Genomic DNA, 16,763 nt, shown 5'->3' on the forward strand with positions numbered 1-16,763 from the left:
CCGCCAATCCGGGGCCGGTCGAGGACCGGCCGGCCCCGGCCCTGCCCCGAGGGGTTCCCATGACCCAGACCGTCACCGCCGGCGCGGGCGCGGCACGCCGGCGTACCGGCAGACCCGTCCCCGCCGCCGCGCGGCAGCGCTGGACCCGCCGCGCCCCGCTGCTGCCCGCCCTGATCTTCGCGATCGTGGTGACCCAGATTCCGTTCCTGGTCACCCTTTACCTGTCCACGCTCGACTGGAACGCACTGCGCCCCGGCCGGCGCGCCTTCGTCGGTCTCGCCAACTACGGTGAGGTGCTCACCGACGCCCGGTTGCGCGCCGCCCTGCTGAACACCGTGGTGCTCACCGCCGCCTCCGTCGTGCTGTCCGTCCTGCTCGGTCTCGGCCTGGCCATCCTGCTCGACCGCCGGTTCCCCGGGCGCGGCGTGGTCCGGACGCTGCTCATCACGCCGTTCCTGGTGATGCCGATGGCCGCGGCGCTGCTCTGGAAACACGCCATCTACAACCCGTCCTACGGCCTGATCAACGGAATCGTGGGCGGCAGCACCGACTGGGTGTCCCGGTACCCGATGCTCTCGGTGGTGACCACCCTGGTCTGGCAGTGGACCCCGTTCATGATGCTGATCATCCTGGCCGGGTTGCAGAGCCAGTCGCTGGAGACCCTGGAGGCCGCCCGGGTCGACGGGGCCGGACCGTGGCAGACCTTCACCCGGGTGACCCTGCCCTACCTGCGCCCCTACCTGGAGCTGGGCGCCCTGCTCGGCTCGATCTATTTGGTGCAGACCTTCGACGCCGTCTTCACCATCACCCAGGGTGGGCCCGGCACCGCCACCACCAACCTGCCGTACGAGATCTACCTGACCACCTTCCGCAAGTTCGAGTACGGCGAGGCCGCCGCGGCCGGCGTCGTGGTGGTGATCGGCACCATCGTCGTCGCCACCTTCGCCCTGCGGGTGATCTCCAGCCTGTTCCGGATGGAGGACGCGCGATGACGACCCTCACCCGACGCGCCCCCCGGCGGCGCACCAGCCCGGCGCGGCGCGCGAGCGGCGCGGGCGGGGCGGCGTGGACCGTGCTGGCCTGGCTGGCCGGGCTGCTGTTCTTCCTGCCCGTGCTGTGGATGGTGCTGACCGGTTTCAAGCGGGAGGTCGACGCGGCCAGCAACCCGCCGGCCTGGCTCTTCACGCCCGTGCTCGACGGCTACCGGCAGGTCTTCGACCGGGACATCACGCCGTACCTGCTCAACTCCCTGATGGCCAGCCTGCTGTCCACCCTGCTGGTGTTGCTGCTGGCCACCCCGGCGGCGTACGCGCTGTCGATCCGGCCGGTCGCCAAGTGGCGCGACGTGCTGTTCTTCTTCATCAGCACCAAGATGCTGCCCGCGGTCGCCGCGCTGCTGCCGATCTACCTGCTGGTCAAGGAACTCGGCATGCTCGACAACGTCTGGACCATGGTCATCCTCTACACCGCGATGAATCTCCCGCTCGCGGTGTGGATGATGCGGTCCTTCCTGCTGGAGGTGCCGGCCGCGCTGATCGAGGCGGCGGCGATGGACGGCGCGAGCCTGACCATGACGATCCGGCGGATCCTGCTGCCGATCGTCGCACCCGGCCTGGCCGCCACGGCACTGATCTGTTTCATCTTCAGCTGGAACGAGTTCTTCTTCGCGGTCAACCTCACCGCGACGCGGGCCGGCACGTCGCCGATCTTCCTGGTCGGCTTCATCACCTCAGAAGGGCTCTTCCTCGCCCGGCTCTGCGCGGCGGCGACCATCGTGTCGCTGCCGGTCGTGCTGGCCGGCTGGTTCGCCCAGAAGCAACTCGTCCGAGGACTCTCCATGGGGGCGGTCAAATGAAGGCAGCGGTCATCGTCACGCCGGGGCAGGTTTCGCTGGAGTCGGTGCCCGATCCGACGCCCGGGCCGCGCGACGTGGTCGTCGAGGTCGCCGGCTGCGGGATCTGCGGCACCGACCTGCACATCATGGACGGCGAGTTCGCGCCCGCGTACCCGATCGTGCCGGGCCACGAGTTCGCCGGCCGGGTGGTCGAGGTGGGCCGGGACGTCACCGAGGTGCGGGTCGGCGACGCGGTGGCCGTCGACCCGTCGCTGCACTGCGGGGAGTGCTACCAGTGCCGCCGAGGGCGGGGCAACCTGTGTGAACGGTGGGCGGCCATCGGGGTCACCGTCTCCGGTGGCGCGGCGCAGTACGCGGTCGCGCCGGTACGGAACTGCTTTCCGCTGCCGGAGTCCGTCGCGCCGGCGGACGCCGCGCTGATCGAGCCGCTCTCCTGCGCGGTGCGCGGCTTCGACGTGCTGCCCCGCCGGCTGGCCGACCATTACCTGATCTACGGCGCCGGCACCATGGGGCTGATGATGCTGGAGTTGGCGAAGCGGTGCGGCGCGGCGAGCGTCAGCGTGGTCGACCCCAACCCGGACCGGTTGGCCACCGCGGTCCGGTTGGGCTGCACGGCCAGCGGCGCGGGCGCGGAGGAGTTGACCCGTCCCCGCGGCTGGGACGTGGTCATCGACTGCACGGGCGTGCGGGCGGCGATCGACGACGGTCTGGGGCGGGTCGCCCCGGCCGGCACCTTCCTCCAGTTCGGGGTCTCCGAGTACCGCACCCGGGCGACCGTGGAGCCGTACCGGATCTACAACCGGGAGATCACCATCACCGGGTCGATGGCGGTGCTGCACAGCTTCGAGCGGGCGGGCGAACTGTTCGCCGCGGGGGTGCTGGACCCCGCGGTGTTCATCAGCCACCGCTTCCCGCTGGACCGGTACGCCGAGGCGATGGCCCAGTTCCGGGCGGGCGTCGGTCGCAAGATCCAAATCGCGAGTTGACGAGAGGTGGTCGCAGGCAGCTGCCGGCAAATCGGTGGTTAACCGGATAAATGTTCGCCCTCTGATTACGGTGGGGTGCGCAAGGCGGTCAGCGGCAGCGGTCCGGTCCGGGTGGTCCGACGGTCCGCCGTACGGGCTGGCCGGGCTGGGCCGACCGCTGGAGGCGAATCCGGTGACGATGGAAGCAGAGCGCACCCTGCAGGACGAGGAGATCACCCGGCTGGGTGACCTCGCCGCCCAACTCCGGGCGGACTCGATCCGCTGCAGCACCAGGGTCGGGTCCGGCCACCCGACCTCCAGCCTGTCGGCCGCCGACCTGCTGGCGGTGCTGATCTCCCGGCACCTGCGCTACGACTGGCGCAACCCGCGCAACCCCGCCAACGACCACCTGATCTTCTCCAAGGGCCATGCCTCACCCCTGCTCTACGCGGTCTTCAAGGCGGTCGGCGCGATCAGCGACCAGGAGCTGATGGACACCTACCGTCGGTCGGGATCGCGCCTGCAGGGGCACCCCACCCCGGCCCTGCCCTGGGTGGACGTGGCCACCGGTTCGCTCGGCCAGGGACTGCCGGTCGGCGTGGGGATCGCGCTCGCCGGTCAGTACCTCGACCAGCGTCCGTTCCACGTCTGGGTGCTCTGCGGCGACAGTGAGACTGCGGAGGGCTCCATCTGGGAGGCCCTGGACAAGGCCGCCCACTACGGGCTGCGCAACCTCACCGCGATCGTGGACGTGAACCGGTTCGGGCAGCGGGGGCCGACCGAGCTGGAATGGGACCTGGACACCTACCGCCGGCGGGTCGAGGCATTCGGGTGCCACCCGCTCGTCGTCGACGGCCACGACCTGGCCGCCATCGACGAGGCGTTCGGCCGGGCCCGGGAGGCGACCGGCCCGACAGTCGTGCTCGCCCGGACGGTCAAGGGCAAGGGGGTGCCCGAGGTCGAGAACAAGCCCGGCTGGCACGGCAAGGCACTCAAGGAGGACATGGCAGAGCGGGCCGTCCAGGCCCTCGGCGGCGTACGGCAGATCCGCGTGACCGGGCCGCACCCCGGCAGCTTCTCGCCGCCCGCCGCCCCCGCCAAGGAGCCACCGGCACTGCCCCGCTACGAGAAGGGGGCGAAGGTGGCCACCCGCAACGCGTACGGGGAGGCGCTGCGCGCGCTGGGCGCCCGGCCGGACGTGGTGGCCCTGGACGGCGAGGTCAGCGACTCCACCCGCGCCGACAAGTTCGCCGAGGCGTACCCGGACCGGTTCTTCGAGATGTTCATCGCCGAGCAGCAACTGGTCGCCGCCGCGGTCGGCCTCCAGGTACGCGGCTACCGGCCGTTCGTTGCGACCTTCGCCGCGTTCCTGTCCCGGGCCTACGACTTCATCCGGATGGCCGGCATCTCCCAGGCCGACATCGCCCTGTCCGGCTCGCACGCCGGGGTGGAGATCGGCCCGGACGGCCCCTCGCAGATGGGGCTGGAGGACCTGGCCGCCATGCGTGCCGTGCAGGGCTCGACCGTGCTCTATCCCAGCGACGCCGTCTCCTGCGCCACCCTCGTCGCGCAGATGGTCGACCGCAAGGGCGTCAGCTACCTGCGCACCACCCGCGGCAAGTACCCGGTGCTCTACGACAACGGGGAGGAGTTCCCGATCGGCGGTAGCAAGCTGGTCCGGGAGGGCGGCGACGTCGCGCTCATCGGCGCCGGGGTGACCGTGCACAACTGCCTCGCCGCCGCCGACGAACTGGCCCGCGAGGGGATCGACGCCCGGGTCATCGACCTCTACTCGGTCAAGCCGCTCGACCGGCAGCGGCTGCGCGACGCGGTGCGCGACACCGGCGGCCGGCTGGTGGTGGTCGAGGACCACTACCCGCAGGGCGGGCTGGGCGCCGCCGTGCTGGAGTCGCTGGCCGACCTGGCCGATTCGGTGCGGGTCACCCACCTCGCGGTACGCGGGCTGCCCGGCTCGGGCACCCCGACCCAGCTGATGGACCAGGCGGGGATCGGTGTCAACGCCGTCGTCATCGCGGCCCGCGCCCTGGCCTGACGCCGCCGGCTCAGCGCCGCAACCGGATCTCGGCCGGTTCCCGGTCGCTGCGCAGCCCCTTCCAGGACGGGTGGCGCAGCCGGCGGTCGGGGGTCCAGGACCGGAAGGTGACATCCCCGACCAGGACCGGGTCGACCCAGACGGCCTGCCGGGCGTGCTCACGCGGCACCGGCGAGTCGAACGGCGGGTCCCGTCGGGTCAGCGGCTCCAGCCGCTGCTGGAGATCGCGCAGCACGGTCTGGGTGAAGCCGGTGCCGACGTGGCCGACGTAGACCAGCCGGTCCTGCGGGTCGTACATGCCGAGCAGCAGGGAGCCGATGGTGCCGGCCCGCCGGCCGGCGCCCGGCTTCCACCCGCCCACGATCACCTCGACCGTGTCGTTGAGCGGCACCTTCACCCACGCCGACGCCCGCCGGCCGGGTTCGTACGCCGCGCCGAGCTGCTTCGCCACGACTCCTTCCAGGCCGAGTTCGGCCGCCGCCGTGGCCAGCTCCCGGCCGGCCTCGCCAGTCCAGTAGGGCGGCGTCTCGACGCTCTCGCCGCTGAGCCCCAACTCCGCCAGGGCCGCCCGGCGCTCGGTGTACGGCAGGGACGTGGTGTCCCGCCCGTCGAGGTGCAGGAGATCGAACAGGTACAGCCGTACCGGGGTCGCCGCGACCAGCGCGGCGGCCGGCGCCCGGACGTGCATCCGGCGTTGCAGCGCCGAGAAGCTGGGCCGGCCGTCGGCGTCGAGGGCCACGATCTCCCCGTCGAGCACCGCCCGCCGCCCGGCCAGCAGCCGGGCCAGCTCGCCCAGCTCCGGGTACGCCCGGGTGACGTCCCGGTCGTTGCGGCTGAGCAGTCGCAGCCCGCCGTCGACGTAGGCGATCGCGCGCACGCCGTCCCACTTGAACTCGTACCCCCAGCCGGGACCGGTGGGCAGCGCGCCGCTGGACGCGAGCATCGGCGGCACCAGCTTCGGCATCCTGGCCACTCCTCGAGCATGGTCGCCGGCGCCCGGCGCGTCGCCGTTTCCAGGCTTTTGGCCGGCCGGCGGGGCGTCGATCGTTTGTGCCGGTCGCCGGTGGGTAGCCACGCGGTCTCCGGGACGGGAAGGACGGGTCATGGCCGAGCTGGAGTTCTTCGAGAAGGTGGCCGCACGGGCGGGCGTCCCGGCGGAGACCGCGCGCTCCCTGACCGAGGCGACCCTGCGTACCCTCGCCGAGCGGATCAGCGGCGGCGAGGCGGCGGACCTGGCCGAACACGTGGCGCACGAGCTGCGCCCGCTGTTGGCCCGGGCCCGCCCGGAGGAGCCCGAGGCGTTCGGGTACGACGAGTTCCTGCGACGGGTGGCGGAGCGCGCCGGGTCCCCGCCGGACGTCGCCGAGCGGGGCGTGCGGGCCGTGCTGCAGACCCTGCACCGGGTGGTCGGGCACCGGGAGTTCGAGCACGCGTTGGCGCAGCTGCCGAAGGAGATCGGCATGCTGGCCCAGCCGGTGCCCCGCGAGCCCTGACCGGCCCGGCTCAGCGCGCGGCCGTGCCCGCTCCGGGCTCGGCGACCTGCCCCCACATCGACTTCATCTCGTCGAACGCCTGCTCCATGATCTGCACCATCGCCCGGCGGGCCCGCTCGCCGTCGCGGTGTTGCAGCGCCTGGGCGACCTCGGCGTGCAGCTGCAGCGCCTGCTGGTCCGGGTGGTGCGGCATCAGGTGGTAGTGGTGCCGGCCGGTGAGCACCTCGGCGACCAGTTCCTGGAGCTTCACGAACATCTCGTTGCCGGAGGCGGCGAGGACCCGCCGGTGGAAGTCGATGTCCAGGCGGAGGAAGCGCTCCTCGTCCCCGGCCTCCCCGGCCGCCCACATCTTCGCGGCGATCCCGACCAGGTCACTGGCCTCGTCGGGGGAGATCCGGCCGGCCGCGAGCCAGGCGGCGTGCGGCTCGACCGCGGTCCGCAGCTCGGTGATCGACCGGAGCTGCGCCATCCGTCCTGCGGAGGCGAGCCGCCAGCGGATCACCTGCGGATCGAAGACGTTCCACGCCTCGGCGGGCCGGATCAGCACGCCGACCCGGCGGCGGGTCTCGATGAAACCCATCGACGCGAGCACCCGTAGGACCTCGCGGATCACCGACCGGGAGACGGCGTACCGGTCGACCAGTTCGTCGATGTTGAGCACCGAGCCGGCGGCCAGCTCGCCGCCGCAGATGGCGGTGCCGAGGTGGTCGAGGACGCGGGCGTGCAGCCCCGCCTCGGCGGGTCCGGACTGGGCGGGTGCGACCCCCGGGGAGGACTGATCCACGCGACGGAGCATATCAGTTCGGGATCACCCCTTGAATAAGTCAGCTTTTTCGGCCTAGCATCCGGTCGTTAAGCAGACGTTACAGCGTTGTGGCGCTCTTCCCCCGGGGCGGCGACCACGAGAAAAGGAGAGATGACGTGCGACGTCGATCGATAATCGGTGCGTCTCTGGCCGCGGTGGTCGCCATGGGCCTGGCCGCCTGCGGCGGCGGTGGCGACGACAGCGGCGCGTCCAAGACGGTGCGCGTGACGCTGGCGAACCACGTGTGGACGGAGAACATCAAGGCGGCCCTGCCCGAGTTCGAGAAGCAGACCGGGCTCAAGGTCGAGATCACCCAGCTCGGCGAGGACCAGCTCTCCGACCAGTACAACGTCAAGCTGAACGCCGGCTCCGGCGACATCGACGTGATGATGTACCGGCCCCTGCAGGAGGGGAAGCTGTTCGCCAAGAACAAGTACCTCGCCGACCTGTCGGACAAGGTGAAGGCCAACAAGGACTGGGACTTCAACGACTTCCAGGCCGGCCCGGTGGACACCACCACCTATGACGGCAAGGTGGTCGGCGTGCCGATCATCACCGAGCAGGAGGTCCTGTACTACCGCAAGGACCTGCTGGCCAAGGCCGGCCTGAGCGCCCCGCCGAAGACCCTCGACGAGCTCAAGGCCGCCGCCGCCAAGATCAAGGCCAGCACCCCGGGTGTCGCGGGCTTCGTCGCCCGCACGGGCAAGTCGCCGGCGGTCACCCAGTTCTCCAGCTTCCTCTACAGCTTCGGCGGTGACTTCGTCGACGGCAGCGGCAAGGCCGCCGTCAACAGCGACGCCGCCAAGCAGGCGTACGCCTACTACGGCGGGCTGATCAAGGACTCCGGCCCGGCCAACGTCAGCACCGACATGAGCTGGCCCGAGGCGATGGCGATCTTCACCCAGGGCAAGGCGGCCTTCTACACCGAGGCCGACTCGCTCTACAAGAACGCCACCGACCCGGCGAAGTCCAAGGTGTCCGACACCGTCGGCTTCGCGCCGTTCCCGGCTGGCCCGGCCGGCTCCAAGCCGTACAACGTGCCGTCCTGGGCGCTGGGCATCAACGACGGCTCGGAGAACAAGGCCAACGCCTGGAAGTTCATCGAGTGGGCGACCAGCAAGGAGCAGACCCTCGCGCAGCAGAAGTCCGGTGTGCCGAGCGCCCGCAGCTCCGTCTGGGCCAACCCGGAGGGCACCGCGACCTACCCGAAGGACCTGGTGGATGCCATCGCGGCCAGCTCCCAGGGCGGCGTGGGCCACGACCGCCCGCTGGTCGTGAAGGTCGCCGAGGCCCGTGAGATCGTCGGCCAGCCGATCGTCGACGCGATCGCCGGCAAGGACGCCGCGGCCGCGGCCGACACGGCCAACGCCGGCTTCCAGAAGTTCCTGGACGACGAGGCCAGGTAAGTCGCACGCGGGTGGTGGGGCGCGCCCCACCACCCGCGTACCCCTGTCGGCCCGCCCATCCCCGGAGATCTCATGGCAACCGTCACCACCCCCCGCCGCGCACCCGGCGGCGCCGGCGTCATGCCCGACACGCCCGGCTGGGCGCGCTGGGCCAACGACCATCGCAAGTGGCTCTTCGCCACCCCCGCGATGGCCTTCGTCGCCGCTCTGATCGTGATCCCGCTGGGCTGGACGATCTGGCTCAGCCTGACCGACGCCGAGGGATCCGTCCGCGCCGAGAGCGAGTTCGTGGGCTTCCGCAACTACCTCGACGTGCTGGCGGACACCGACCGGTTCTGGCCGGCGGTCGGCCGCACCGCCACCTTCACCCTCGTCGCGCTGGCCTTCGAGGTGGTTCTCGGCATGGCCGTCGCGCTGCTGCTGTGGCGGCCGTTCAAGGGTGAGAAGTGGGTCCGGGTCGCCATCCTCATGCCGTTGGTCGCCACCCCGGTCGCGGTCGGCATGATGTGGCGGCTCATCTTCGACCCGAACATCGGCCTGGCCAACCAGTTGCTCGGCTGGGTCGGCATCGCACCGCAGCCCTGGCTCGCCGGCGAGCACTCCGCCCTGCCCACCACGATCTTCATCGACGTGTGGCAGTGGACCCCGATGGTGGTGCTGATCCTGCTCGCCGGACTGACCTCACTGTCGGAGGAACCCCAGGAGGCGGCGCGGATCGACGGCGCCAGCACCTGGCAGCGGTTCCGGCACGTCACCCTGCCGCTGCTGATGCCCACGGTCGTCGTGGCGATCCTGCTGCGCGGCATCGACGCGCTGAAGACCTTCGACATCCTCTACGCCACCAAGGGCCGCGGCGGCGGTTCCTTCCACGAGGTGGAGACCCTCAACGTGTACGCCTACGGGCTGAGCTTCGACTACAACGAGTACGGCGTCTCCTCCACCGTCCTCATCCTGTTCTTCCTGATCATCATCGGGTCGATGTGGGCCCTGACCGCGCGGCGTAAGGAGGCCAAGCGATGAAGCCCCGTCCCGCGTACCGGATCTTCCGGGTGGTCGCCCTCGTCGTCGTGGTGCTGTCACTGATCGCGCCGCTGCTCTGGATGATCGCCGCGTCGTTCAAGACCAACGTCGACATCTACGACACCGGCAAGGCGCTGGTCTTCTCGCCCACCCTGGACAACTACGCCAACGTGCTCAAGCAGGCGCACTACGTCCAGTTCATCGGCAACAGCCTCTGGGTGGCGTTCGCCGCGACCGTGCTGTCGCTGATCCTCGGCGTGCCGGCCGCGTACTCGATGAGCCGGTTCAACATGAAGAAGTCGGCCCTGGTGGTGTTGATGGCCCGGGTCATCCCCGGCGTCTCGCTGCTGGTGCCCTGGTACTACGTCTTCTCGAACCTGAAGATGGTCGGCGGGTTCGGCGTGCTGATCCTCAGCCACATGTTCGTCTCGCTGCCGCTGATCGTCTACATCATGATGGGCTTCTTCGACGGCCTGCCCGAGGAGCTGGAGGAGGCGGCGCTGGTCGACGGGCTCACCCACATCGGCGCGTTCCGCCGGATCACCCTGCCGCTGTCGATGCCGGGCATCGCGACCGCCGGGATCCTCTCCTTCATCTTCTCCTGGAACAACTTCATGTTCGCCCTGGTGCTCTCCGGCGCGAACACCAAGACCCTGCCCGTGGCGATCTTCGACTTCGTCGGGTACGCCAGCATCGACTGGGGCGGCCTGATGGCCGCGGCCACCGTGGTCACCCTGCCGATCATGGTGATCGCCCTGTTCGTGCAGAAGTACGTGGTCTCCGGCCTCACCGCCGGCGCGACGAAGGGCTGAGCGGCATGACCACCATCGCGCGCATCGAGACCTTCCTCGTCGCGCCCCGCTGGCTGTTCGTCCGGGTGGAGACCGAGTCCGGCATCGTCGGCTGGGGGGAGGCCACCTGCGAGGGCCGTTCCGAGACCGTCCGAGCCGCCGTCGAGCAGCTCGCCGAGCTGCTGGTCGGCCGGGACGCGCTGCGCATCGAGGACCACTGGCAGGTCATGACCAAGGGGTCCTTCTACCGGGGCGGACCGATCCTGGCCAGCGCCGTGGCCGGCCTCGACCAGGCGCTCTGGGACATCGCCGGCAAGCACTACGGCGCCCCGGTGCACCAGCTGCTCGGCGGCCCGGTCCGCGACCGGATCCGGGTGTACGGCTGGGTCGGCGGCGACGAGCCCGACGAGGTCCGCGACCACATCGCCGCGCAGGTCGAGGCGGGACTGACCGCGGTCAAGATGAACGCCTCCGGCCGGATGAGCCCGATCGCCTCGGTCGCCGAGCTGGACGGCGTGGTGGCCCGGGTGGCCGCCGCCCGCGAGGTGCTCGGCGAGCACCGGGACGTCGCGGTGGACTTCCACGGCCGGTTCACCCTGGCCAACGCCCGCCGGGTCGCGCCGCTGCTGGAGCCGTACCGGCCGCTGTTCCTGGAGGAGCCGGTCGTCCCGGAGAACTCCCACCTGATCGGCGACTTCGTCCGGTCCACCACCACCCCGGTGTCCACCGGCGAGCGGCTGTACAGCCGGCAGGAGTTCCTGCCGGTCTTCCAGGCCGGCATCGCGGTGGCGCAGCCGGACCTGTCGCACGCCGGTGGCATCACCGAGGTCCGCAAGATCGCCTCGTTGGCCGAGGTGTACGACGTGCAGCTCGCCCCGCACTGCCCGCTCGGCCCCATCGCCCTCGCGGCCTGCCTCCAGGTCGGCTTCGCCACGCCGAACTACCTGATCCAGGAGCAGAGCATCGGCATCCACTACAACCAGGGTGCCGAGGTGCTCGACTACTGTCTCGACAAGAAGCCGCTGGCCTTCGTGGACGGACACGTGGAGCGGCTCACCGCCCCCGGCCTCGGCATCGAGATCGACGAGAACGCGGTCCGGGAGGCCGACCGGCGCGGCCACGCCTGGCGCAGCCCGATGTTCCGGCACCCCGACGGCTCCTACGCGGAATGGTGACGATGACCCTCGACCTCACCGCCGAACTCGCCGCGACCCGCCTGCTGGCGGTCATCCGCGGCACCGACCCGGCCGCCGCCGTGGCCACCGGCACCGCCCTGCTCGCCGCGGGCGTACGGGTGGTCGAGGTGGCCCTGACCACCCCCGGCGCCTGCGACGCCATCGCCGCGATCCGGGCCGACGCCCCGCCCGGTGCCCTGGTCGGCGCCGGCACGGTGCTCACCCCTGCGGCGGTCGCCGACGTGGCCGCCGCCGGCGCCCAGTTCGTCGTCACCCCGGCCGTCGTCGACTCCATCGGCGCGGCGGCCCGCCGGGGGCTGCCGGTGGCCGCCGGGGCGCTCACCCCGACCGAGGCGTACGCCGCCGTGCGCGCCGGGGCCGTGGCGGTGAAACTCTTCCCCGCCTCACTGGGCGGCCCGGCCTACCTGAAGGCGCTGCGCGACCCGTTCCCGGACATTCCGTTCGTCGCGGTCGGTGGGGTGGGCCTGGCCGACCTGCCCGGCTACCTCGCCGCCGGGGCGATCGCCGTCGGCGTCGGGGGTCCGCTGGTGGGCGACGCCGCCTCCGGCGGAGACCTCGGCGCCCTGCGCGAGCGGGCCCGGGCCTACCTCGCCGCCGTCGCATGACCGGCGTCGACCTGCTCACCGTGGGCGAGGCCCTGGTGTCGCTGCGCTCGGCCGGGCCTCTCGCGACCGGCGGCCCGCTCACCCCGCACCTGGCCGGGGCCGAGTCCAACGTGGCGATCGGGGTGGCCCGGCTCGGTCACCGCGCCGGCTTCGCCGGCCGGGTCAGCGCCGACGAGCTCGGCCTGTTCCTGCTGCGGCAACTGCGCGCCGAGGGGGTGGACGTCGGCCACGTGGTCCGCGACCCCGACCGCCCGGCCGGGCTGATGTTTTTGGAACGGCGTACCGCCGACCTGACCCGGGTGGTCTACCAGCGGGCCGGCTCCGCCGGGTCCGCGCTGACCGTCGACGACGTGCGGCCCGCCCTGGCGGCCGGCGCCCGGGTGCTGCACCTGACCGGGATCACCCCGGCGCTGTCCGACAGCGCCCGGGCGGCCACCGCGTGGGCGGCCGGGACCGCCGCCCGGGGCGGGACCCTGGTCTGCCTCGACGTCAACCACCGGACGAAGCTGTGGGACCGGGACGCCGCCCGGGCGGTGCTCACCCCGCTCGCCGGCCACGCCTCGGTCGTGGTCGCCTCGCACGACGAGCTGGACCTGGTCGGTGCGCCCGGCGCGGACGAGCCGACGGTGGTGGCCGAGCTGCTGGACCGCGGCGTGTCGACCGTGCTGGTGAAACTCGGCGGCGACGGCGCCCGCGCGTACACCCGCGACGGCCGGTTGGAGGCGGCGGCGCTGCCCGTGACGGCGGTGGACACCGTCGGCGCGGGGGACGCCTTCACCGCCGGCTACCTCTCCGGCCACCTGGACGGCCTCGACCTGGCGGGGCGGCTGCGTCGCGCGGTGACCCTCGGTGCCTTCGCCGTCGCCGGGCACGGCGACTGGGAGACCCTGCCGCGCCGCGACGAGCTGTCCCTCCTGGACGGCTGGCAACCCGGCAGCACCGTCCGCTGATCCCACCCCGAGAAAGGCAAGCGCGTGAAGATCGTCGCAGCCGAAGTGATCGTATCCAGCCCCGACCGCAACTTCGTCACCCTCAAGATCACCACAGACGAGGGGCTCACCGGGCTGGGCGACGGCACCCTCAACGGGCGTGAACTCTCCGTCGCGTCCTACCTGACCGACCACGTCGTCCCCCTGCTGATCGGGCGGGACCCGCACCGCATCGAGGACACCTGGCAGTTCCTGTACCGGTCGGCCTACTGGCGGCGCGGGCCGGTCACCATGGCCGCCATCGCGGCCGTCGACGTCGCGCTCTGGGACATCAAGGCCAAGGCCGCCGGAATGCCGCTCTACCAGCTCCTCGGCGGTGCCTCCCGGACCGGGATCATGGCGTACGGGCACGCCTCCGGGCGGGACCTGCCGGAGCTGTTCGACTCGATCCGCCGGCACCTCGAACTGGGCTTCCGCTCGATCCGGGTGCAGACCTCGGTGCCCGGCATCAACGCCGTCTACGGCGTCGCCGCCCAGCCCAGCGCCGACGGCAAGCGCTACGACTACGAACCGGCGCAGCGCACCCCGCTGCCCGCCGAGGAGGACTGGGACACCCGCGCCTACCTGCGCCACCTGCCCGGCGTCTTCGAGGCGGTCCGCAACGAGTTCGGCCCCGAACTGCCGCTGCTGCACGACGGCCACCACCGGATGACCCCCATGCAGGCCGCCAAGCTGGGCAAGGCCCTCGAACCGTACGACCTGTTCTGGCTGGAGGACTGCACCCCGGCGGAGAACCAGGAGGCGCTGCGTCTGGTCCGCCAGCACACCACCACCCCGCTGGCCATCGGCGAGATCTTCAACACCGTCTGGGACTACCAGACGCTGATCCGCGAGCAGCTCATCGACTACGTCCGCTCCGCCGTCACCCACACCGGCGGCATCACCGCCATGCGGAAGCTGCTCGACTACGCCGCCCAGTACCAGATCAAGTCCGGCATCCATGGCCCGACCGACATCTCGCCGGTCGGCATGGCCGCCGCGCTGCACCTGGACCTGGCCATCCACAACTTCGGCATCCAGGAGTACATGCAGCACGGCCCGCTGACCAACGAGGTGTTCCGGCAGTCGTTCAGCTTCACCGACGGCTACCTGCACCCGGGGGAGCAGCCCGGCCTCGGGGTGGAGCTGGACGAGGAGGCCGCCGCCCGGTTCCCGTACCAGCCGGCGTACCTGCCGTTCAACCGGCTCAAGGACGGCACGGTCCATGACTGGTGAGCAGCCGCCCACCCGGCACGTCGTGGTGATGGGCGTGTCCGGGGCGGGCAAGACCACCGTGGCCCGGGGCATCGCCGAGGTGACCGGGCTGCGGTTCGCCGAGGCGGACGAGTTCCACCCGCCGGCGAACGTGGCCCGGATGCGCGCGGGCATCCCTCTCGACGACGCGGACCGCTGGCCGTGGCTGCGGGACCTGGCCGCCTGGATGGCCGCCCGGCACGCCGAAGGCGTGTCCACGGTGCTGACCTGCTCGGCGCTGAAGCGTGCCTACCGGGACGTGCTGCGGCAGGGACCACCGCACGTCGAGTTCGTCCACCTGGACGGGGCCGCGGAGCTGATCCGGGAGCGGATGACCCGGCGCGCCGACCACTACATGCCGGCCAGCCTGCTCGACTCGCAGCGGGCCATCCTGGAGCCGCTGGACGCGGACGAGTCCGGGATCGTGCTGGAGGTGGCGGGGTCGCCGGACGACCTCGTGGCGGCGACGGTCACCCGGCTCGGCCTGCCCCGGAGGGTGTCGGTCGGCGGCCGCTGACCGGCGGTGACGTCGTCGCTCCGACCGGCACCGTCGGACCGGCGACGCGGGCGGCCGGCGACCCGGTGACCCGGGCGCCGGCCGGCCCCGCTTCCGTGGCTCAGTCGGGCAGGGCGTCCAGGTAGACCCAGCGGCCGTCCTCGCGGACGAAACGGCTGTGCTCGTCGAGGGTGCCGGGCCGGCCGGCCTCCCGGTAGTGGGCACGGAAGGCGACCGTGCCGGTGGCGTCGAAGAGGCCACCCCGGTCGGCGCCGAGGACCTCCAGGCGGGTCCACCGGGTGCCGGGATCCAGCCGCAGCCGGGCCGGGCGGGTCGACGAGTGCCAGCTGCGCAGCAGGTAGTCCGCGTCGCCCAGGGCGAAGGCGGTGTACCGGGACCGCATCAGCGCCTCGGCGGTCGCCGCGGTCGAGACACCCTGGTGGATCGGCCTGCAGCAGTCCCCGTACGGCAGGCCGCTGCCGCACGGGCAGGGCGCTCTCTCCTCGGCCGCGCTCCGGCGGGTGCCGTTCTTCGCCACGACCGCCATCCTGCCCCAGCCCGGCCCCTGCGGGCCGCCGGCCCCGGACTTGCGCGCTCGCGCTGCAATGACGGGGTGGACGGGGAAATGGTCCGGCGGCTCGCCGAGGCGGTCGAACGGGTCCGGGAATACCAGACGACGATCGGGCAGGTCGAGCTGCTGCGCCGGCGCGTGGCCGAGGCGGAGCGCCGGCTCGCCGGGCTGCGTGGCGCGCGCGAGCGGGAACAGGCGGACGTCGCGCGGCTGGAGGGCCGATCGGCCACCCGGCTCCTCGCCGCCGTGCGCGGCAGCCGGGAGGAGGACCTGCGCCGGGAGCGGGCCGAGGCAGAGCTGGCCGCCCGGCGCGAGGCGGACGCCCAGGCCCAGCTCACCGGGCTGCGGGAGGAGCACCGGGCCGCCCAGGCCCGCTGCGCCGCGCTCGCCGACGCGCCGCAGGCGTACGCCGCCCTGCTCGACGAACGGGAACGTCGGCTCCGCGCGGGCGGGGACCCCCGCGCCGCCCGCCTCGCCGTGCTCGCCGCCGAACGGGACCGGCTCACCGCGCGGGCCTGGCATGTCCAGGAGGCGGTCCGGGCCGCGGCCGCCGCCCGGACCGCCCTCGCCGAGGTACGCGACCGGCTCGCCAGGGCGGACAACTGGTCCACCTACGACACGTTCTTCGGTGGCGGAGCGATCAGCAGCATGATGAAGCACAACCGGATGGACGACGCCGCGGCGGCGGCCCGCGTCGCGGACCGCCGGCTGGCGGCACTGCGGACGGAGCTGGCCGACCTGCCCGGGCCGTGGCTCGGGCCGGAGCTGGCGGTGGGCGACCTGACCCGTTTCGCCGACATCTTCCTCGACAACATCTTCACCGACCTCGCGGTGCGCGGCCGGATCCGACGAGCCCAGCAGTCGGTCGCCCGGGCGGGGACGGCCCTCGCCCAGCTGCAGGACCGGCTGGCCGTGGAGGCGAACGAGACCGGCCACCGCCTCGGCGAACTCGCCACCGAGCGGGTCGCGTTGCTCACCGCGCCCTGACCGGCCCACCCGCCGCGACCGCCGCAGCGGGTCGCCGCCCGGTCTCAGCGGGCGCTCGTGCGTGCCGTACGCCGGCTGCCGAACGACTCCATGGTCGTCGCCTTCTTCGCCGGCGTCCGGGTCGCGGCGACGGTGCGGGCCTTGGTGGTCGCCGCGACCTTCTTCGCCGTGGTCTTGCGGGCCGTGCCCTTCTTCGTCGGGGCCTTCCGCGCGGGTGCCTTCTTCGCGGTGGCCCGGGTGGCGGGCGCCTTCTTCGCCGCCGCCCTGGTGGCCGGGGCCTTCTTCGCGGCGGTGGCCT

The 16,763-nt window shown here is 72.4% G+C and carries 18 protein-coding genes; 15 read left to right on the forward strand and 3 right to left on the reverse strand.

Annotated elements, in window-relative coordinates; all coding sequences use genetic code 11:
- The first annotated feature begins 59 nt into the window (after positions 1 to 59).
- The 4 genes from ACL02O_RS06350 (at position 60) to ACL02O_RS06365 (ending at position 4,873) form a co-directional block, all read left to right on the forward strand.
- Complete coding sequence (locus ACL02O_RS06350; RefSeq protein WP_412817014.1) at positions 60 to 992, forward strand: carbohydrate ABC transporter permease; 933 nt, start codon at positions 60 to 62, stop codon at positions 990 to 992.
- Positions 989 to 1,855, forward strand: a complete 867-nt coding sequence (locus tag ACL02O_RS06355) for a carbohydrate ABC transporter permease (protein WP_412817015.1) — start codon at positions 989 to 991, stop codon at positions 1,853 to 1,855. The genes ACL02O_RS06350 and ACL02O_RS06355 overlap by 4 nt, the downstream gene beginning before the upstream one ends.
- Positions 1,852 to 2,841 carry a zinc-dependent alcohol dehydrogenase family protein gene (locus tag ACL02O_RS06360; RefSeq protein WP_412817016.1) on the forward strand — a complete coding sequence of 330 codons (990 nt, stop codon included), beginning with the start codon at positions 1,852 to 1,854 and terminating at the stop codon, positions 2,839 to 2,841. Before ACL02O_RS06355 ends, ACL02O_RS06360 begins: the two co-directional genes overlap by 4 nt.
- A gap of 178 nt (positions 2,842 to 3,019) precedes the next feature.
- Positions 3,020 to 4,873 (forward strand): transketolase, encoded by a 1,854-nt coding sequence (locus ACL02O_RS06365; RefSeq protein WP_412817032.1) that lies wholly within the window; start codon positions 3,020 to 3,022, stop codon positions 4,871 to 4,873.
- 10 nt (positions 4,874 to 4,883) lie between these two features.
- Here the strand turns inward: ACL02O_RS06365 and ligD are convergent, their stop codons facing one another.
- The gene (gene ligD / locus ACL02O_RS06370; protein ID WP_412817017.1) at positions 4,884 to 5,837 is read right to left on the reverse strand and encodes a non-homologous end-joining DNA ligase; all 954 of its coding nucleotides are present in this window, start codon (positions 5,835 to 5,837) and stop codon (positions 4,884 to 4,886) included.
- A 139-nt stretch (positions 5,838 to 5,976) separates the two neighbouring features.
- Between ligD and ACL02O_RS06375 the strand changes: the two genes are divergently transcribed.
- Positions 5,977 to 6,366: a DUF2267 domain-containing protein gene (locus tag ACL02O_RS06375; RefSeq protein WP_412817018.1), complete on the forward strand. Its 390-nt coding sequence runs from the start codon at positions 5,977 to 5,979 to the stop codon at positions 6,364 to 6,366.
- 10 nt (positions 6,367 to 6,376) lie between these two features.
- On the opposite strand, the gene ACL02O_RS06380 is transcribed toward ACL02O_RS06375, so the two are convergent.
- Positions 6,377 to 7,150, reverse strand: a complete 774-nt coding sequence (locus ACL02O_RS06380; protein WP_412817019.1) for a FadR/GntR family transcriptional regulator — start codon at positions 7,148 to 7,150, stop codon at positions 6,377 to 6,379.
- 137 nt (positions 7,151 to 7,287) lie between these two features.
- On the opposite strand from ACL02O_RS06380, the gene ACL02O_RS06385 reads away from it, so the two are divergent.
- The 8 genes from ACL02O_RS06385 to ACL02O_RS06420 all read left to right on the forward strand — a co-directional run bounded on the left by ACL02O_RS06385 (position 7,288) and on the right by ACL02O_RS06420 (position 14,928).
- Entirely contained in the window at positions 7,288 to 8,577 is a 1,290-nt protein-coding gene (locus ACL02O_RS06385) for an ABC transporter substrate-binding protein (RefSeq protein ID WP_412817020.1), read from the forward strand.
- A 72-nt stretch (positions 8,578 to 8,649) separates the two neighbouring features.
- Positions 8,650 to 9,597 carry a carbohydrate ABC transporter permease gene (locus ACL02O_RS06390; RefSeq protein WP_412817021.1) on the forward strand — a complete coding sequence of 316 codons (948 nt, stop codon included), beginning with the start codon at positions 8,650 to 8,652 and terminating at the stop codon, positions 9,595 to 9,597.
- Positions 9,594 to 10,409: a carbohydrate ABC transporter permease gene (locus ACL02O_RS06395; RefSeq protein ID WP_412817022.1), complete on the forward strand. Its 816-nt coding sequence runs from the start codon at positions 9,594 to 9,596 to the stop codon at positions 10,407 to 10,409. The genes ACL02O_RS06390 and ACL02O_RS06395 overlap by 4 nt, the downstream gene beginning before the upstream one ends.
- Before the next feature lie 5 nt (positions 10,410 to 10,414).
- The gene (gene dgoD, locus ACL02O_RS06400) at positions 10,415 to 11,563 is read left to right on the forward strand and encodes a galactonate dehydratase (protein ID WP_412817023.1); all 1,149 of its coding nucleotides are present in this window, start codon (positions 10,415 to 10,417) and stop codon (positions 11,561 to 11,563) included.
- Between the two features lie 2 nt (positions 11,564 to 11,565).
- A complete protein-coding gene (locus ACL02O_RS06405) occupies positions 11,566 to 12,189 on the forward strand; it encodes a bifunctional 4-hydroxy-2-oxoglutarate aldolase/2-dehydro-3-deoxy-phosphogluconate aldolase (RefSeq protein WP_412817024.1) in 624 nt (207 codons plus the stop codon).
- Complete coding sequence (locus ACL02O_RS06410) at positions 12,186 to 13,139, forward strand: sugar kinase (RefSeq protein WP_412817025.1); 954 nt, start codon at positions 12,186 to 12,188, stop codon at positions 13,137 to 13,139. The genes ACL02O_RS06405 and ACL02O_RS06410 overlap by 4 nt, the downstream gene beginning before the upstream one ends.
- Positions 13,140 to 13,163: 24 nt before the next feature.
- Positions 13,164 to 14,393 (forward strand): D-mannonate dehydratase ManD, encoded by a 1,230-nt coding sequence (gene manD / locus ACL02O_RS06415; protein ID WP_412817026.1) that lies wholly within the window; start codon positions 13,164 to 13,166, stop codon positions 14,391 to 14,393.
- On the forward strand, positions 14,383 to 14,928 hold the full coding sequence (locus ACL02O_RS06420) for a gluconokinase (RefSeq protein WP_412817027.1): 546 nt from the start codon (positions 14,383 to 14,385) through the stop codon (positions 14,926 to 14,928). The genes manD and ACL02O_RS06420 overlap by 11 nt, the downstream gene beginning before the upstream one ends.
- 100 nt (positions 14,929 to 15,028) lie before the next feature.
- On the opposite strand, the gene ACL02O_RS06425 is transcribed toward ACL02O_RS06420, so the two are convergent.
- A complete protein-coding gene (locus ACL02O_RS06425) occupies positions 15,029 to 15,445 on the reverse strand; it encodes a YchJ family protein (protein ID WP_412817028.1) in 417 nt (138 codons plus the stop codon).
- Between the two features lie 75 nt (positions 15,446 to 15,520).
- On the opposite strand from ACL02O_RS06425, the gene ACL02O_RS06430 reads away from it, so the two are divergent.
- Together ACL02O_RS06430 and ACL02O_RS06435 are read left to right on the forward strand one after the other, a co-directional pair.
- Positions 15,521 to 16,465: a hypothetical protein gene (locus tag ACL02O_RS06430; RefSeq protein ID WP_412817029.1), complete on the forward strand. Its 945-nt coding sequence runs from the start codon at positions 15,521 to 15,523 to the stop codon at positions 16,463 to 16,465.
- 57 nt (positions 16,466 to 16,522) lie between these two features.
- Positions 16,523 to 16,763: hypothetical protein (locus ACL02O_RS06435; protein WP_412817030.1), on the forward strand; the 241-nt coding region annotated here is incomplete at its 3' end.

The sequence above is a fragment of the Micromonospora mangrovicola genome (assembly GCF_047200535.1).
GTDB lineage: Bacteria > Actinomycetota > Actinomycetes > Mycobacteriales > Micromonosporaceae > Micromonospora.

What these genes read in the sequence shown, in the direction of transcription:
- ACL02O_RS06410 (WP_412817025.1), top strand. Translation starts at nt 12,186, where the DNA reads ATGACCGGCGTCGACCTGCTCACCGTGGGCGAGGCCCTGGTGTCGCTG.
- ligD (WP_412817017.1), bottom strand. Translation starts at nt 5,837, where the DNA reads ATGCCGAAGCTGGTGCCGCCGATGCTCGCGTCCAGCGGCGCGCTGCCC.
- dgoD (WP_412817023.1), top strand. Translation starts at nt 10,415, where the DNA reads ATGACCACCATCGCGCGCATCGAGACCTTCCTCGTCGCGCCCCGCTGG.
- ACL02O_RS06420 (WP_412817027.1), top strand. Translation starts at nt 14,383, where the DNA reads ATGACTGGTGAGCAGCCGCCCACCCGGCACGTCGTGGTGATGGGCGTG.
- ACL02O_RS06350 (WP_412817014.1), top strand. Translation starts at nt 60, where the DNA reads ATGACCCAGACCGTCACCGCCGGCGCGGGCGCGGCACGCCGGCGTACC.
- ACL02O_RS06395 (WP_412817022.1), top strand. Translation starts at nt 9,594, where the DNA reads ATGAAGCCCCGTCCCGCGTACCGGATCTTCCGGGTGGTCGCCCTCGTC.
- ACL02O_RS06365 (WP_412817032.1), top strand. Translation starts at nt 3,020, where the DNA reads ATGGAAGCAGAGCGCACCCTGCAGGACGAGGAGATCACCCGGCTGGGT.
- ACL02O_RS06375 (WP_412817018.1), top strand. Translation starts at nt 5,977, where the DNA reads ATGGCCGAGCTGGAGTTCTTCGAGAAGGTGGCCGCACGGGCGGGCGTC.
- ACL02O_RS06360 (WP_412817016.1), top strand. Translation starts at nt 1,852, where the DNA reads ATGAAGGCAGCGGTCATCGTCACGCCGGGGCAGGTTTCGCTGGAGTCG.
- ACL02O_RS06355 (WP_412817015.1), top strand. Translation starts at nt 989, where the DNA reads ATGACGACCCTCACCCGACGCGCCCCCCGGCGGCGCACCAGCCCGGCG.
- ACL02O_RS06390 (WP_412817021.1), top strand. Translation starts at nt 8,650, where the DNA reads ATGGCAACCGTCACCACCCCCCGCCGCGCACCCGGCGGCGCCGGCGTC.
- ACL02O_RS06405 (WP_412817024.1), top strand. Translation starts at nt 11,566, where the DNA reads ATGACCCTCGACCTCACCGCCGAACTCGCCGCGACCCGCCTGCTGGCG.